The organism is Kitasatospora sp. NPDC001547 (genome assembly GCF_042894165.1).
Lineage (GTDB): Bacteria > Actinomycetota > Actinomycetes > Streptomycetales > Streptomycetaceae > Kitasatospora.
Genome location: NZ_JBIAVL010000001.1, coordinates 294,059 through 309,795 on the forward strand (window position 1 = coordinate 294,059; position 15,737 = coordinate 309,795).

The window sequence follows — 15,737 nt, forward strand, 5'->3', positions numbered from 1 at the left end:
CGTTCCCGCCCCGGGACCTTTCCCCCCGCGGGGGGGGGGGTGGCGGGGGGGGGCAGGGGCGGGCCGCGGGGGGCGGGGGGCCAACCCGGGGGGGGGGGGGGGGGCGCCCCCGGCCCCCCCCCCCCCCGGCCGTCGGCCGTTCCCGGCCCCGCGGTGCCGGACGCGGACAGGTCGAACCCCGGAGGGGGCGCCGTCCGTGCTAACGGCTGGGGGCGGTCGGCAGCCGGCCCGAAGGACGGACGAGGGAGCACAGCGATGGCCTGGTACCAGGGGGCGAGCCGGATCACGGTGACGGCGGTGGAGGGGCGGTTCCCCCAGCGGGCGGTGGTGACCGTCCGGGGCGCCGCCCCGGTGGAGATCCCCGGCGAGGTCGGCGCCGTCCACGTCGTCGAGGCGGAGCGCTGGGAACTCGACCTGGAACACCGGGACGAGGGCGGCTGGTGCCCCAACAGCCGTGCCGTCCAGGGCCGGTGGCAGGACGTCGGCGGCGTGTCGACACAGGTCGTGCACAGCCGCAACCGCGACCTGGCCGGCGGCCGCCAGGACCGCAACCTGGTGCTGAGGATCGAGCGGATCGCACCGGGCGGCGACGCCCCCGCGGCCGCGCCCACCGCCCCCGCCGCCCGCCGGACCACCGCCGCGCCCCGCACGGCGGCGGCCCCGGCCGCGCCCCGCACCTCGGCCGGCCCGACGGTCGGCACCACCGCCCCGGGGGTGCGGACCACCACCTCGGGCGCCGGAGCCGGTGCCCCGGCCGCCCGGGGCACCGCCACCGGAGGGACGCCCCGGGCGACCGGCACGACCGGCACGACCAGCACCTGGAGCGGCTGAGCCCGCGGGCGGAACCGCGCAGGCCGCCGGCCGCCGGTGCGGGCCGGGCGGGTCAGGCCTCCTGCGGGGCGGGCGCGGTCAGGGGCGCGAAGGTCTGGCGGAGGTCGACGACCGTGGTCGGGCCCTTCACCCAGGCGAGCGGGGCGTGGTGCACCCGGACGCCGGCCGGCGGCTGGAGGAGGGCCTCGCCGGCCGCGTTCCGCGGCCACTCGACCGAGCCGGTGGCGGTGCGGGCCGGGACGAGCCAGTAGTCGCCGCGGGCGTAGTCGCCGCCCGGGCGGAAGTACACCTGGACGCCGTCCTCCAGGTCGAGCCAGGCGCCCTCCCGCAGCCGCAGGGCGCCGCCGGCCAGCGGCAGGGCGTCCCGGCCGCGGGGCGCGCGGTGGTCCCAGCGGCGCAGGAAGGGGTGGCGTTCGGCCAGCCGGCCGACCTCCGGCGCCGGCTCGGCGGACAGCCGCACCCGGCGGCCCGGCAGGTCGGTCTCCTCCACCTGGAGCAGGTCCGCCGGCTCCTCCCGGCTGACGTACGCGCTGTCCGCGACCTCGACCCAGTCGCCGACAGAGAGGCCCAGCTTGTCGTCGTCGCCCAGCGTGGTGAGGTCGACCCAGACGCCCTCGACCGAGGCGATCGGAAGGACGACCGAGCCGTTCTCCCGGGACCACTTGAAGGTGGCGCCGCACTCGGCCGAGCCGCTCCGGTGGACCTCCACCCGGTACATCTGGTTCTCCGGGCCCCGGTAGGCGGCCTCGGGGTGGGACAGGCACGGGTCCTCGTTCGCCCGGTCCGGACGCCGGGCGCGCGCGGCCAGCCAGGCGGCGGCCCGCTCCTGCGGTTCGGCCCACGCGTCGAAGGCGTCCCGGACCCGGGACACCCCGCCGTCCGGGACGCTCAACTCCGAGGCGGGCAGGGCCAGTACCTGCCAGACCACCTTGGCGCGGGCCGCGGTGTCGGGCATCGCCGCTCCGAGGGCGACCTCGCGGATCTCCGGGTCCTCGACGGCGGTGACGCTGCGCTCCCAGACCTTCAGGTAGACCAGGAACGGGAACTCGGCGGGCAGCCGGTCGCCGGGGCGCTCCTGGTCCCGGTAGGCGTCCGGCTGGTCCCAGTACGTCCAGACGGCGGGCTCCTGCCCGGGGACACCGACGGCACCGGCGGCCCCGTCCGTCCCGTCGCCGCCCCAGTGGCCGTCGTCGGGCACGGCGGCGCCGGGCTCGGGCCGGTAGGACTCGCACAGGATGCCGTCCACGTAGTACCGGCCGCCGCCGATGGTCAGGTCGGCCGCGTCCTGGTTGCCCGGCAGGTAGCCGATCTCGAACCCGGGCGCGGCGGCCGGCCCGCCGCGGCGGCCGATCAGGTCGGCGGCGAGCGTGCGCAGCTGGTAGCGCTCGATCGCGGCCTGCTCGTTGGCGTCGGCGTCCAGCTGGACGCGGCCCTGCTGGGTCAGCACCGCGGAGTAGTGCTTGTCGGGCCGGAAGGTCAGGCGCGAGAAGTCTGCGTGCACGGGTTCCCTCTCACAGTCGATGGTCGGGGGCGGTGTCGGGGGCGGGTCAGGTCACGAAGAAGACGCCGGCGTCGGTGCCGGCCGGCGCGTACTCGGCCAGCCGCGCCCGCAGGTTGTCCTCGCGCTGGGGCTGGAACAGGTCGTGGAAGGCGCCCAGCTCGGAGCGGTCCTCGGCGCCGCGGGTGATCTCCGGCGCGCACCCGGCGGCCAGCCGCGCGTAGTCGGGCGTGCCGTACCGCAGGCTGCTGAACACCGGGCGGACCCGGGCCGCCTCCACGTCGCGCAGCCTGGCGGCCTGCGCCGGGGGCAGCTCGCCGCGCTCGACCAGCCCGGTCACCGCCGAGCGCACCAGGTCGGGCTGGCACTCGTACCGGCGCGGGGTGCGCGAGCCCGGGGGGACGTAGCAGAACCGCAGGCAGCCGACCGCGCGGCGGGCCACCCGCAGCCGCCCGGTGAACACGCTGTCCTCAGCGATCGGCACCGCGTGGGCGTGCACCTCGCCGACCACCGTGGAGCGGTGGGCGTGCAGCAGCGCGAAGGCGTGTTCGCAGTCGGGCCCGGCGAGCGCCGGCCGCTCGGATCCGGTGGCGTCCAGGATGCTGTCGGCGAGGTGGACCTCCAGCGGGTCGGCGTCCACCTCGTCGCCGACGACCTGGATCGCGCCCAGGACGCTGCGCTCGATCCGGACGCAGGCCGTGGTGTGGTCCAGGACGAGGCTGGGCTCGTACGGCGAGTGCGGTTCGCAGTGCGGCTCCAGCGACCAGCCCGGCACCAGGGTGCAGTGCCGCAGCGTGACGGAGGCCAGCGGCCCGGTGACGTTGACCCCGCGGCCGGTGATCAGCAGGCCGTCCAGGACCAGCCGCCCGCCCGGGCAGACACCCCGGACGTTGAGCGCGTCCGGCCGGTTGCTGTACCAGTCGAGCAGCCGGATCACCGGCCGGGCGCCCTCGGCGGCGCGCAGTTCGAGGCGGTCGTCGCCCTCCAGGTCGAAGTCCAGCTGCTCCTGGTAGGCCCCGCTGTGGGTGATCTCGATGACGGCGGCGCCGCCCGCGCCGCCGTCCGCCTGGTCGGCGCGCCACTGCTGGTAGGCGTCGTTGATCCGCTCGTACGGCCGGCCGGGCCCGACCTGGTAGACCGTGCGGTGCCGGGCCTCGGGGCGGTCCCGCGGGTACTCGCCGCCGCCGGTGTCGTCGCCGAACGCGTAGTGGTAGTCGACCCAGACGCCGCGGCGCGGGGCGGAGCGGGCGCCGAAGGCGATCCGGCCGAGCAGCGGGTCGACGGCGACCTGGCCGCGCTTGGGCCGGTACGCCCAGTCGGTCAGGTCGGCCACCGTGATCTCCGCGGGCGGGACCGGCTCCTGGGCGCCGTCGCGCCAGATGGCGAAGCTCTTCCCGGGCCCGTAGTAGTCGGCCGGCCGCTCGGCCAGCTGCCGGCGCCGGATCGGCGCCGGCACGTTGTCGATCGCCGCGAGGTGGGTGGCCGAGGGCTCCGGCTCTGGCCGGGTGACCAGCGGGGCGTCGTTGCCGAGGACGGAGAAGGTGAAGAGGTTCCTGGCCCGGTCGACGCAGTAGGCCGGCGCCCGGGTGACCCGGTACGGCTTCAGCCGCCAGACGTACAGGGCGACCCCGGCCGGCGTGTAGCCGCCCTGGCGGCGGGTGGAGGCGGCCCGGCGGACGTCGACGGTGTGGGCCTGCCCGTCGAAGGGGCCGCCGAGCAGGTCCAGCGCGGCCCCGCGCCGTACGTCGACCAGCCGGCCCCGGCCCAGCCGCTGACGGTCGGCGAGCTCCTCGTCGGGGCGCAGCAGCCGCACCGGCTGGGTCCCGCCGAGCAGCCGGGACAGCTCCACGGCCCGGGCCGGCCAGTCGGCCACTGAGGCGGACAGCTCCTCCAGCAGGGGCAGCGTGCCCTTGCGCCGGCGGTTGGCGACGGTGTTCGCGACGTCGTGCCGCGGCGCCAGCCGGGCGGCGAGCCGGTCGCGGGCCGCGGCCCGCTCCGGGGAGGCGCCGCCGTGCAGACCGGTGGCGAGCACCTCCTCGTAGCCGGGCAGGATCCGGTAGCCGACCAGGTCGCCGAGGTAGGCGACGGCCCAGTCGGCGGCGGTCTCCACGAACCAGTCCCGGTAGCCCTGTTCGACGCCGCCGCGGACCAGGTCGACCTGCTCGGCGATGACGGCCAGCAGGGCGCGCAGCGGCTCGCCCGCGTCGGCGTCCCGCAGCCGGTGCCACTGCGGCAGCAGCTCCAGCAGTCCGTCCGGGTCCCGGCTGTCCCACGGCGAGGTCATGCGGCCTCCCCGCTCCGCTCGGCGGGGGCGTTCGCCCACGCGCGCCTCTCGTCGACTCGCTCTCCCCCGGCCTCCGGCCGGGGGTGCCCCCATCGCTCGCTCATGCGCGGATCTCCTTGAGGATCAACGTGTCGGGCAGGTTCGGTGACAGCACGGCGAGTTGGGCCGGGCGGACGCCGCGGAACACCGTCAGCACGCGGCCGGGCGGCAGCGGGCGGGTGTCGGTGACGGCCGGGTTGAGGCGCAGCAGCTCGGCGACCGGGATGCCGTTGCGGGCGGCGATGTCGGTGAGGGTCTCCCCGTCGCGGTCCCGCACCCGGTACCGCTGCTCCTCGAAGCGGGCGAGCCGGGCCGGGACGGTCGGCTGCGGCCGCGCGAGCTGTTCGGACAGCCGCTCCAGGCCCTCCGGGGTGAGGCTGCCGGGCACGCCGGTGAAGGCGTCGACGTCGATCCAGTCCACGCCGGGGACGGCCTGGGCGGTGGCGAGCACCTCGGACAGGTGGGCGCTCTGGCCGAGTTGGCGTCCGGAGTGGCCGAGGCGGTCGAGCAGGGCCCGGCGCAGTGCCGGTTCGACCAGGTCCCAGGAGTGGTCCGGGTGGACCTTCACGCGCGCGGCGACGACCAGCAGGACGAGTTCGCGCACCGCGACCTCGACCGGCAGCCGCGGGTCGCCGTAGGCGGTGAGCGCGGAGCGCAGGGTGCGGACCAGGTCGGAGTCGCCGCTGAGCGGGATGTCGTCCACCCCGGCCACGGTGACGTGGACGAGTTCCCGCCCGCCGTCCGAGAGCCGGGTGGCACTGGCCCGGCCGATGCCGGCCCGGGAACGGGTGAAGTCCTCGTAGTCGGGCACCGAGACCAGCCGGTCGAGGGAGGTGACGGCGAGCGGGATGTTGCGCCGGGCGAGGCCGGGGCCGTCCGGGCCGGCGCCGCCGGTGGCGGGCAGCGGGTTGACGACGGCGGAGACGCCGAGCGGGCGGGTGGTGAGCTGGGTGATCCGGCCGGCGCCGACGTTGCCCGCCTCGCCGATGCCGATCCGGTAGCGGGCGCGGACGTTCTCCCGGCCGGTGGGCAGGCGCGAGCCGTGCACGCCGTCGCCGAAGGTGACGGTGGTGCGGCCGTCGCCGGTGGTCCCGGTGACGTAGACGCGCTCGTCCGGGCCGCGTCCGGCGAGGCTGTCGACCTCCTGCCAGCGCACCCCGTCGACCCGGACCTCCAGGGTGCTGCGGGCGCCCCCGGGGGTGTCGGCGGCGAGCCAGGTGAGCGGCGACTGCCAGAGGGTGAAGCGCTGGCCCGGGACGCCGGCGTCGCCGCTGCCGAGGGCCTCGTCGCGGGTGGCGCCCTGGGTGGCCCGGACCACGTTGCCGAGGACCTGGACGGTGTCGCGCCGGTAGCGGTGGGCGAGGGGGGCGCTGAGCGTGATGGTGGTGCGGACGGTGTCGCCGGGCAGGTGCGGGTCGACGCCCTGCTCGACGCCGGCGATCATGGCCAGTTCGGTGGCCCGGACGCCGGTGGTGCCCGGGATGTCGGTCCGCTCGCCGCTGACCGCGATCCACCGGCCGGGGGTCAAGCCGTCGTAGAGCCGGGCGAGTTCGATCCGGCCGCCGTGGACGTCCTCGGTGACGGGCTCGTCGGCGAGCCGCAGCGACTCGCCGCGGGCGTAGACGGTGGCGTCCCGGATGTCCGAGAGCTGGGTGTCCTTGTCGTCCAGCCACGGCTGCTGCAGGGACAGTTCGGTCACCTTGCCGGTGATGCCGAAGTCGGCGCGGGAGACCACCCGCACGTCCGTCACCCGGGTGATGACCTCGGCGAGGTCGCGGCTGCCCGGGATGCCGCCGTCGAGGCCCTTGCGCGGGCGCTGGACGACCACCCAGCTGCCGGGCGCGATCTGGTCGTACACCGCGTCGAGGGCGAGGACGGTGCCGGAGACCGGCTGCAGCTTGGTGGTGAACACCACCTCGACCGCGGGCGCCGACTGGTCGGTGGCGGTGTGGCGCAGCACCCGGACGTTCAGCTCGCCGGACTCGCCGGTCTTCTCCTGGCCGGGTTCGAGCAGGTAGTCGAGCGCGGGGCCGGGCCCGCCGTCGACCGTCACGTGGATGCGTCCGTCGGCCCGCGGGCGGGACACGAAGACGGTGCGTTCGGGCAGCTTGGCGAGGAACCGGGCGCTGACCCCGGGCTCCGGGGCGGGCGCGGGCACGGCGGCCCGCGGGTTCGGCGGCGGCTCCGGCGGCTCGGTGGTGACCACCTTGACCTGGCCGGGCCCGAACGGGAAGGTGTGGTCCCACGGCAGCGAGAAGCCGCTGTGCACCAGGCTGCCGGCCTCGACGTACGTGAAGTCGGCGGTCGTCGGGACCGTCCCGGCGGCGTCGAAGGTGAACCGGACGCCGACCAGGGTGCTGCCGGCGAGCGGCCAGTCCACGTAGCGGTCGATCCGGCCGTCGTCGCCGTAGACGGGCTTGAGTGGCGCGGTGGCGCCGAACGGGGTGGCGACCACCCGCATCGCCTGGATCTCGTGCACGGCGAGCGGCTCGGTCAGGTCGACCCGTCGCCAGGCGGGGTAGAGGCCGTCGCGCAGCCGGGGGTCGAGCGCGGTCAGCAGCTGCGCGCCGAGGTCCGAGCCGGGTGCGAAGAGGCGCCGGGGGTCGCGGGCGAGGTCCCGGGCGCTCAGCGGGGGCCGGGTGGGGGTGGTGCGCAGCGCCGCCAGCAGCGGGCCGAGTCCGCGGACGGCCGGGTCGGCGGTGCCGGAGCCGGGCTCGGGCTGCTCGGGGGCCTGCGGCGGCTCCAGCTGGTGGGCCCGGTCGCGCAGGCCGGCCAGCTCCTCGCCGAGGCGGCCGAACCAGTCGGCCACCGGCTGCCGGGAGCGGGCCAGTTCGGCGGCCTCGGCGGTCCGGGCGACGACCGGGGCGAGCCGGTCGGCGAACTCGGCCGGGGTGCTCAGCGGACCGGCGGGCCGGTCGAGGTCGGCGCGCAGCGGGGCCAGCACCTGGTCGTCGAACGCCCGGATGATCCGGCTGGGCCCGGGCCTGGGGTTCGGGGCGGTCTCGGTGACGGTGATCCAGTCGGCCAGTTCGGCGCGCAGGTCCTTGAGGGTGCGCAGGTCCCGCGGCAGCCCGATCACCGTGACGTCGTTCTCGCGGTCGATCCGGACCTCGGGCACCAGCCGCAGCACCCGGTGGACCGGGTCGGCGGCCTTGTCGGCGCTGAACACGAAGAGCAGCCGGTCGCCGGGCCTGAGGTTGTTGGCGGTCCCGGCGGCGAACAGCTCGGCGCGGCCGCCGGGGTTCAGCTGGCCCGGCGTCAGCTGGTACGGGCGGCGGCGCAGCACGGCCAGTTCGTTCCAGGCCGAGCGGGCGGCGAGGTCCTCGGCGGTCTCGAAGGACTGCGGGTCCTCGCCGGGGCCGGGGACGCTCTGGCTGCGGGCGCCGCGCGGCACGACCACGGTCGGGTCCTCGGCGGCCCGCGGGTCGTGGTCGAGGGTGTAGGCGAGGTAGGTGTCGGCGGCCACGCCGGGCCGGGGCCGGTGCCCGACCAGCCGGCCGAGCAGGGTGAGCGAGCCCTCCTCGGTGGCGGTGCGCAGGTAGCCCTCGTTGGCGATCCGCTCCGAGTAGAAGGTGAGCACGTCGGCGAGCACGGCCCAGGAGTCCAGCAGCGCGATCGCCGGGTCGTCCGGGGTGCGGACGGTCAGGTCGCGCAGCGCCGGGTAGCCGGGGCCGGACAGCCGGGCGAGCAGGCTGTCCAGGAACTCCCCGTAGCGGCCGACGCGGTAGCCGATGGCGTCCAGCCCGGGCGGGTTGAACAGCGGGGCCGGGGTCGCGGTGGCGGTGCCCGAGCAGCCGCAGGTGCACTGGCCGGTCATCGGCCGCCTCCGATCACGATCGAGAGCCGGCCGTTCTCCGGCCGGTCGGGGTCGTCGTCGCAGACGGCGACCTCCAGCGCGCCGAGCCGCAGCAGCCCGTCCGCCAGTTCGCCGTCGTCCCGTCCGAACTGCCGCCGCAGCCGGGTGACCTGGGCACTGACCACGCCCGGCACGGCGGCGGCCGCGGCCACCAGCCGGGAGACCCGCACCGGGTCGCCGAAGCCCAGCGCGTCCGGGTGGAAGAAGCCGACCCGGCCGTCCGGCAGGGCGCGGCCGCCCAGCACCCGCCGCAACTCGGCCAGCACGTGGCCGCGTTGGTACCCCGCGGCGGCGCAGATCCGCAGTTCGAGGTCGACCGGCACCAGCAGCGCGGGGCGGACCACCAGGTCGTGGCCGATCCGGCGGTACGCCTCCAGGCCGTGGCCGACCGCCTCCAGCAGCGCGGTGTCCGCCTCGGCCCGCCCGTACGGTTCGACGGCCACGTGGACCTCCTGGACGCTGCCGGTCCAGCGCAGCCCGGCGGCGGCGCGCCGGACGCCCGGCAGGGTGGCGGCCAGCTCCGCGTAGTCGGCGGCGGTGACGGCGCGCAGCCGGGTGCGGCTCAGCGCCAGCGGGGCCAACTGGCGTACCTGGTCGAGCGGTTCGGGATCGGTGCCGCCGGTCGCGGGCAGCGGATTGCGGACCCGGAGCACCGCGTCCTGCGGCCGGGCGGCGGTGCCGCGACCGGTCGGGTCGGGCTGCTGTCCGCAGACCACCAGGTGGTTGACGGCTTCCGCGCCCACGTTCCCGGCGGTGCCGTTGCCGATCCGGTACGCGACCCGCAGCTCGGCGCCGGGCCGGGGCGGCAGGCCGTGGCGGCCGTCGCCGAAGCGCAGCGCCAGGCGGCCGTCGTCCTCCAGCTCGCCCACGAAGTGCCGGTCCCGCCGGCCGTCGGCGAGCAGGTCCCGGCGGGGCGTCCACTCCCGGCCCTCGGCGGTGGCCAGCACCGCGGGCAGGGCGGTACGCGGGTCCTGGACGGCGATGCCGCTCGCCGGGCCGGCCAGCGCGGGGGAGTCGGGGTCGAGCCCGGCGGCGTACCGGGCGCCCCAGCTCTGGGCCACCTCCCAGACGCCGCCGCGCCGGAGCACCCCGCCGCAGCGGGCCCGCGCGGTGAGCACCTCGAGGCGGCGCAGCTTGGCGGCGAGCAGGCGGGTGCGGCGGGCCAGCAGCTCGCGCAGCCCGGCGGCCGGCCGGTCGGCGAGGCGCAGCTCGTGCACCACCCGGGCGCCGAACAGCAGGGTGAGTTCGGCGACTTCGGCGCGGGACAGGTCGTGGCCGCGGTCCGCCCGGTGCCACAGCTCCTCCAGCCGTAGGCGGACCCGTCCGGGGATGCCGGCGAGCAGGACGGCCTGCCGGGCGCCGACCTGTCCGCGGTCCGGGTAGGCGGCCGCCTGGGTGACCGGCGCGTAGCGCAGCAGCGGGCGGAACGGCTGCGGCAGGACGGGGTAGCGGGTCTGGTCGAGCAGCGTCTCCAGGGCCGCCGCCTGGGCGTCGGCGGTGGGCGGCTCGACCACGGCGCCCTGGCCCTCCCCGCCCTCCGCGCCGGAGCCGGGGGCGAGCCGGACGCTCAGCCCGGCCCGGCGGACCGCCGCCTCGCCGACCAGCGCGTCCAGCTCGCGGACCTGCTCGGGGCCGAGCTGGCGGCCGGCCCGGGCCTGGTCCAGCAGTTCGTGGATCGCCTCCGCCGCGGGGCTGCCGCCGTCGCGGTCCGCGCAGCCGCAGCCGCCCGGCCCGCAGGGCGCCACCCGGACGGGTTCCGGCGGCACCGCGAAGGTCTCCGGGGCGCCGCCGCAGAAGGTGAGGGAGCGGCCGTGGTCGACCAGGACGACGTTGCCGCGGGCGACGCTCACGTCGTCGATCGGGCCGCAGTCGCTCCCGCCGTGCGCGGACAGGCAGACCGGGAAGGCCAGCGCGTCCTCCGGCGCCCAGGCGACCTCGACCACGGGCTGCTCGTACAGCTCGTCGACCAGGTGGGTGACGGAGGTGAGCCGGACGGCCTGGCGGTGCGCGGGGTCGGCGTCGGCGGCGGCGCCGGTGCGCGGGCCGAGCACCTCCTCGATGACCAGCAGGTCGCCGGGGCGCAGCGCCAGGTGCCGGGTGCGGGCCTCCGGCCGGTCGGCCGGGTGCCAGTCGTCGCGCAGGGTGGCGGAGGTGGCGCCCGCGGGCAGGACGCAGTCCTGGTCCCCCCAGGTCCAGAACCGGATGGTGTTGTGCGCGGGGTGCAGCACCAGGTCGGCCGCGCCGAGCGGCTCGAACACCTCGACGGCGGCGGTCCGGGTGAGCGCGTCCAGCTCCTCGTCCGGGATCACCGTGGACAGCCGCGGCCGTTCCTGCGGGCCGAGCCCGCCGACGTCGACGGCGGCGAAGCGGAAGGTGCCGCGCCGGAGGGTGAGGGTGCGGTCCGCCGTCAGCGCGACGAACGTCCGGGCGTTGCAGCCGTCGTGCACGGGGTAGTCGATCAGCCGGACGTGCCGGCGCACCGACACCCGGCGGCGGGCGGTGTCGAGGTATGCCTCGGTGGCCACCGCGTCCTGCTGGTAGGAGAGCTGGTCGGCGGTGTGGGCGAGCAGCTCGACCAGGGTGACGCCGAGGTCGGGCAGGTGCCGCTCGGTCCAGCCGGGAGTGGTGAGGCTCATCCGGTCCAGCACCAGCCGGCGCAGGCTCTCGTAGTCGCGGGCGGTGTAGTCGATGACCGGGGCCGGCCGGACGGCGGGCGGGCAGCTCTCCTCGCTGCGGCAGTCGTACGGGGAGGGGCAGTCGGCGCCGAAGGAGAACCCGGTGCTCGCGTACCTCGGGTCGAAGCCCGGGTACGGGCGGGTGCCCGGGCGGCCGTAGGCGTCCGCCTCGACCACGGTCAGCCGGTAGCGGGAGGTGTCGCCGGCCCGGTCGAGGGTGACGTGCATCCGGTCGTCCAGCTCCGGGTCGTCCGCGCGCTCGATGTCGACCGCGACGGCGCGCAGGCCGGTGATCCGCCGGCCGCCGTCGACCCGGATGTTCTCCGGGCCCAGCCCGGCCGGGGCCCGGCCGAGGAAGGTCACGCTCAGCGTGCGCCCGTCGTCGTCCGGCTCGGCGCCGTCCAGGCCCAGCAGGTGCGCCGCGCGCACGTCGGCGCGGCGCCGTTCCGTCCCGCACCGGACCGTCGGGCCTCCGTCCCACCCGCTCGCCTCGGATCCGCCGGTCATGCCGTCACCCCGCCCTCGAACACGTCGTGCCGCCGCGCACCCGTCCGGCGGACGACGTACGCCAGCTCGACCCGGACCACGTTGTCCTCGCTCTCCACGTCGAGCGAGACGACCTCGATCACGTCGCCGAGCCACCGCTGCAGCGCCGCCTGGACGGACAGCTGCAGGGTGGCCGCCAGCTCCGGGCTGTTCGGCGCGAAGACCAGGTCGAGCAGCCCGCAGCCGAAGTCCGGGTGCATGACCCGCTCGCCGGGGCTGGTGAACAGCAACTGCTCGATCATGTCCCGCACGTGGTCGTCGTACGCCGCCTCGGCGGTGCGCCCGCGGCTGTCGGTCCGGAACGGGAAGGCGAGGTCCGTGCGGGCCGGTCCGGCGCCGTTCGCGGGGTACCCGGTCGTCGTCATGCGCCCACCGCCCGCTGCTGGACGACGGTCACGACCGGCGGCCCCTGCGGGACCTGCTCGGCGCTCTGGCACAGCCCGACGGCGGACTGCGGCAGCGCGGGGGAGCCGTTCACCCGGATCCGGGCGGACGGCACCACCCAGCGGATCGTGACGCAGGGCTGCGGCTTGCCGGCCACGTTGAACGGGCAGCCGGTCACGGTGTACAGGTCGGCGGTGCCGGTGACGGCCTGGCCGGCGGCCAGCACCCGCGCCTGGGCGGGCCGGGCCGTGGCCTGGGCGCCGTGCGGGCAGGTCACCGTCGCATTGACGTGCAGCAGATTTCCGGGCACGAGACTCTCCCCCCGTCAGGTCACGCTCAGGGCGTCCTGGTTGATGGAAACGGTGGCGCCGACGAGCGAGATCGAGGCGCCCTGGCCGTTGCTGATCTGGATGCCCGAGTCGTTGATCACGATCGAGGCGCCGCTCGGGGTGCGCAGGGTGATCCCCGTCGTCGGGTCGTCGGACAGCACGATCACCCGCCGGCCGAAGGTCTCCAGCACCGCGTTCGGGAACCCCGGCGGGCCGGTCGTCGCCTCGGCCGGGACCTCCGAGGCGGAGCCGTACCAGCAGCCCGTCCAGATCGGGTAGCTCTGGTCGCCCTGCTCGAACTCCACCCACACGCCGGCCCCGACCGGCGGGACCGCGTAGTGCCCCATGCCCGGGCCGGCCACCGGGAAGCACGGCATCGCCCAGGTCGAGGTGACCTCGCCCAGGACGTCGGGCACCTGGGCCTGGATGCGGCCGATCCCGAGCGGGTCGACGTTGTTCACCACCGTTCCCCGGAACTTGCCGAGGTAGCGGGTCGGTTCGGCCATGCTGGCAACTCCTGCTGCGGGTCGGTCGGGGCGGTGTTACGGCACGACGGCCGGCTGAAGGGCGATCAGGCCCTCGCGGGCCAGCGTGAAGTTCTGGCTGTACGCGCCGCGCTTGAGGTTGTGGGTGACGCTCTTGACGAAGTACAGGCCGTCGTAGGTGATCCCGGCGCCGCGGACGCCGACCAGCTCGCGCGGCCGCAGCACGTGGCCGTACCGGACGACGTCGAGCTGGCCGGAGCCCGTGACGGCGTCCGCCGACACCATCGCCTTGGCGATGGTCTCCGCGACGGCCTGGGAGGTGTCCTTCTTGGCGGTGTCGGCGATGACCTTCTTCTTCAGCGCCGGCGCGGGCCGCAGCGCCAGCGGCGGGCGCAGGATGCTGACCTCCGGCACCGGCAGGACGGCGGACACCTTGGTCGCCGGGAACTGGATGCGGGCCTCAGGCTCCTCGCGGGCCGTCCCGTCGAAGGCGAAGGTCAGCTGGTCGACGTTGGACAGCGCGTCCATGTTGACGTTCAGCGCGTGCTGCGGGACCCCGAGCCGGACCTCCGGCCCCCAGTAGGCGCGGCTCATCCCGGGGACCGGGCCCGGGTCGAGGTAGAACACGTAACCGTTGGCCTTCGCCAGCTCGTTGACGTACCCGAGGTCGGTGCCCTTCTGGAAGTCGATCCGCCGGGTGGGCATCGGCGTCTGCGGCACCAGCTCGGGGACGACCAGCGGCACCATGCCGTACTGCCCGTACTTGCCGATGATCGCGGCGACCCGGGCCGCCGGGGACATCGCGGGGAACGGCACCCCGGCCTGCTCCTCCAGGTCCATCAGCACCGTCAGGTCCTCGCCGGTGACGGTCAGCGTGGACTGGCCCGGCTGGTTGCTGATGCCGACCTCCTGGCGGATGATCACCCCGTCCATCAGCACGGTCGGGGTGCCCGTGACGACCACCATCAGGACGACCCTGATCTTCGGGTCGAAGAAGCCGCCCGGCAGCAGCGCGGTGTTGACCAGACCGTGCTTCGACAGGTCGAAGGCCAGCTGGAACCCGCTGCGCTGCCCGGACGCCACCGTGACCTGCGCGGACAACAGGGCGTCGGTCACCGGCTGCGGCACCGGCACCGGGATCTGCGGGCCCATCAGCAGGCTCAGGTGGATCGACCCGACGGCCGAGGCGTCAGCCACCGCCCACCCCCGGTACGGCGCCCGGCAGCGCGATGGTGATCCGCCGGCCCGGCGTCGCGGTCAGCTCCCGCGGATCGACCACCGGGTTGGCGTCGGCGATCCGCCACCACTGGTCGGCGCTGCCGAGGTAGCGGTAGGCGAGCAGATCGAGGCGGTCGCCGGTGCTGACGGTGTGCTCCGCGAGCGGCGTCAGCCCGTCCGTGCTCGGCAGCAACCGCCGCCGGAGATAGGGGACCTGGCGTCCGTCCGGCATCGTGTGCAACGCGACCGGCACGCCGTGGTACCGGCTGGTCAGCGGGTACGGCGAGGGCGCGGGCAGCGCGTCGTTGATGGTCATCGGAGCCCCCCGCCCAGGCCGAGAGCACTCAACCGCCCGTCCGCCGCGCCGCCGACCAGCCGCTCCTTCTGCGCCAGGTGCGCCAGGTACAGCTCGGCCCCGCGGTGCCCGGTCGGCAGATCACTGACGGTCAGCACGCGCAGGCCGATGGAGACGGTGGCCCTGATCGGATTCAGCTCGATGTCGAACGCCTCCTCGGTGATGGTCAGTTCGGTCAGCCGCACCGGCAGGATCCGCTTGCCGCCCCAGGTGAACAGGGTCAGCGGCGCCTCGATCGGGGTGACCTCCAGGGTGCCCAGCGCGGCCAGCGCCTGGTTGCTCCTGAGCTGGGCGCTGGCCGGCTGCACCAGCAACTCCAGCGTGGCCAACTGCGGATGGATCCCGTTGGGAGCGGGAACCTCCAGCTGGTCGGTGGCATCCAGCTCGGCGGTGAACTTCCAGGTCTCGACCGCGGGCCCCTTCAACCGCAACGCCTCCGTCCGGTCCCCGCTCCCGTCCGCCCCGGCGACCTGGGGGGCCAACGAGCGCTCCAGACTGTCCGGATTGAACTGCAGCACGACGATCCGCTGCGGCGTCCCCCGCAACGGATCGACGATGACCAGCCCGGACCTGATGGGCCGCGGGGCGTCCAGGTAGCCGGTCACGCGTCCCCTCGTTCCCCGTCGGACTCCTTCTCCTTGGAGGCCCGGCGGTTCCGCTCCGCGATGGCGGTGCCGGCCTGGTCGCGGACCTTCTCCTCCGGGTCGTGTTCCTGGAGGAACACGAACAAGGGATGGAGTTCCTCCCAGTCGACCCGGCCGGCGGTGAAGACGGCGATCCGGCGGACGAGCGGCTCGGGATCGTTCATCGCCCAACGGAACAGCGCGAACATGTCCGGGTCGAACGGGCCGTAGCAATGGACGGAAAGCATCCGCAGGGCGTTCATGAGGGCGATGCCGTCCCGGGTGCTGTCGAACAGCTCCGTCATGGTCCCGTTGTCGTGCACGCCGATTCGCCCGCGGACGAATTCGACGGTCGGTTCCCGGTCCGGGCCCGCGATCAGGAAGTAGTGGACCTGAAGGAGATCGTCCTCGATCCAGTAGACGGCCGCACCGCGGTCCGGGGTCAGCCAGATCTTCTGGAACGGGGAGCCACCGCTGCTCTCACTCGTCGAGTGGAGTTCCCAACCGGCTTCCTCCGCAAGCCTGTCGACATCGGCACGACCGGGTACTTCCTTGGGCACAAGCCGCACGAACAGGGTCAACGGAACTCCTTCGTCGGATTACGGGGATGAGAC

12 protein-coding genes are annotated in these 15,737 nt (G+C 75.6%); 1 reads left to right on the top strand and 11 read right to left on the bottom strand.

What is annotated here, in order from left to right; translation table 11 throughout:
- The first annotated feature begins 255 nt into the window (after nt 1-255).
- Nucleotides 256-831 carry a hypothetical protein gene (locus ACFY0X_RS01250; protein WP_387747476.1) on the top strand — a complete coding sequence of 192 codons (576 nt, stop codon included), beginning with the start codon at nt 256-258 and terminating at the stop codon, nt 829-831.
- Between the two features lie 52 nt (nt 832-883).
- Here the strand turns inward: ACFY0X_RS01250 and ACFY0X_RS01255 are convergent, their stop codons facing one another.
- From ACFY0X_RS01255 to ACFY0X_RS01305, 11 genes are all read right to left on the bottom strand, one after another.
- On the bottom strand, nt 884-2,332 hold the full coding sequence (locus ACFY0X_RS01255; RefSeq protein WP_387747478.1) for a DUF6519 domain-containing protein: 1,449 nt from the start codon (nt 2,330-2,332) through the stop codon (nt 884-886).
- Between the two features lie 46 nt (nt 2,333-2,378).
- Complete coding sequence (locus tag ACFY0X_RS01260) at nt 2,379-4,613, bottom strand: hypothetical protein (RefSeq protein ID WP_387747480.1); 2,235 nt, start codon at nt 4,611-4,613, stop codon at nt 2,379-2,381.
- Nucleotides 4,614-4,713: 100 nt separating this feature from the next.
- The gene (locus ACFY0X_RS01265; protein ID WP_387747482.1) at nt 4,714-8,469 is read right to left on the bottom strand and encodes a putative baseplate assembly protein; all 3,756 of its coding nucleotides are present in this window, start codon (nt 8,467-8,469) and stop codon (nt 4,714-4,716) included.
- Nucleotides 8,466-11,690, bottom strand: a complete 3,225-nt coding sequence (locus tag ACFY0X_RS01270; protein ID WP_387747484.1) for a putative baseplate assembly protein — start codon at nt 11,688-11,690, stop codon at nt 8,466-8,468. The genes ACFY0X_RS01265 and ACFY0X_RS01270 overlap by 4 nt, the downstream gene beginning before the upstream one ends.
- Nucleotides 11,687-12,094: a GPW/gp25 family protein gene (locus ACFY0X_RS01275; RefSeq protein ID WP_387747486.1), complete on the bottom strand. Its 408-nt coding sequence runs from the start codon at nt 12,092-12,094 to the stop codon at nt 11,687-11,689. Before ACFY0X_RS01275 ends, ACFY0X_RS01270 begins: the two co-directional genes overlap by 4 nt.
- On the bottom strand, nt 12,091-12,423 hold the full coding sequence (locus tag ACFY0X_RS01280; RefSeq protein ID WP_387747488.1) for a hypothetical protein: 333 nt from the start codon (nt 12,421-12,423) through the stop codon (nt 12,091-12,093). Before ACFY0X_RS01280 ends, ACFY0X_RS01275 begins: the two co-directional genes overlap by 4 nt.
- A gap of 15 nt (nt 12,424-12,438) precedes the next feature.
- Nucleotides 12,439-12,948: a phage baseplate assembly protein V gene (locus tag ACFY0X_RS01285; protein WP_387747490.1), complete on the bottom strand. Its 510-nt coding sequence runs from the start codon at nt 12,946-12,948 to the stop codon at nt 12,439-12,441.
- Between the two features lie 36 nt (nt 12,949-12,984).
- Nucleotides 12,985-14,079, bottom strand: a complete 1,095-nt coding sequence (locus ACFY0X_RS01290; protein WP_387748054.1) for a hypothetical protein — start codon at nt 14,077-14,079, stop codon at nt 12,985-12,987.
- Nucleotides 14,080-14,116: 37 nt separating this feature from the next.
- Nucleotides 14,117-14,461, bottom strand: a complete 345-nt coding sequence (locus tag ACFY0X_RS01295; RefSeq protein WP_387747492.1) for a hypothetical protein — start codon at nt 14,459-14,461, stop codon at nt 14,117-14,119.
- Nucleotides 14,458-15,105: a hypothetical protein gene (locus tag ACFY0X_RS01300; protein ID WP_387747494.1), complete on the bottom strand. Its 648-nt coding sequence runs from the start codon at nt 15,103-15,105 to the stop codon at nt 14,458-14,460. The genes ACFY0X_RS01295 and ACFY0X_RS01300 overlap by 4 nt, the downstream gene beginning before the upstream one ends.
- Nucleotides 15,102-15,704 (bottom strand): hypothetical protein, encoded by a 603-nt coding sequence (locus tag ACFY0X_RS01305; protein ID WP_387747496.1) that lies wholly within the window; start codon nt 15,702-15,704, stop codon nt 15,102-15,104. Before ACFY0X_RS01305 ends, ACFY0X_RS01300 begins: the two co-directional genes overlap by 4 nt.
- Between the last annotated feature and the right edge of the window lie 33 nt (nt 15,705-15,737).

Bases quoted from the DNA above. Each gene is read 5' to 3' on its own strand.
- ACFY0X_RS01250 (WP_387747476.1), top strand. From the start codon at position 256: ATGGCCTGGTACCAGGGGGCGAGCCGGATCACGGTGACGGCGGTGGAG.
- ACFY0X_RS01260 (WP_387747480.1), bottom strand. From the start codon at position 4,613: ATGACCTCGCCGTGGGACAGCCGGGACCCGGACGGACTGCTGGAGCTG.
- ACFY0X_RS01265 (WP_387747482.1), bottom strand. From the start codon at position 8,469: ATGACCGGCCAGTGCACCTGCGGCTGCTCGGGCACCGCCACCGCGACC.
- ACFY0X_RS01270 (WP_387747484.1), bottom strand. From the start codon at position 11,690: ATGACCGGCGGATCCGAGGCGAGCGGGTGGGACGGAGGCCCGACGGTC.
- ACFY0X_RS01275 (WP_387747486.1), bottom strand. From the start codon at position 12,094: ATGACGACGACCGGGTACCCCGCGAACGGCGCCGGACCGGCCCGCACG.
- ACFY0X_RS01285 (WP_387747490.1), bottom strand. From the start codon at position 12,948: ATGGCCGAACCGACCCGCTACCTCGGCAAGTTCCGGGGAACGGTGGTG.
- ACFY0X_RS01290 (WP_387748054.1), bottom strand. From the start codon at position 14,079: ATGGGCCCGCAGATCCCGGTGCCGGTGCCGCAGCCGGTGACCGACGCC.
- ACFY0X_RS01295 (WP_387747492.1), bottom strand. From the start codon at position 14,461: ATGACCATCAACGACGCGCTGCCCGCGCCCTCGCCGTACCCGCTGACC.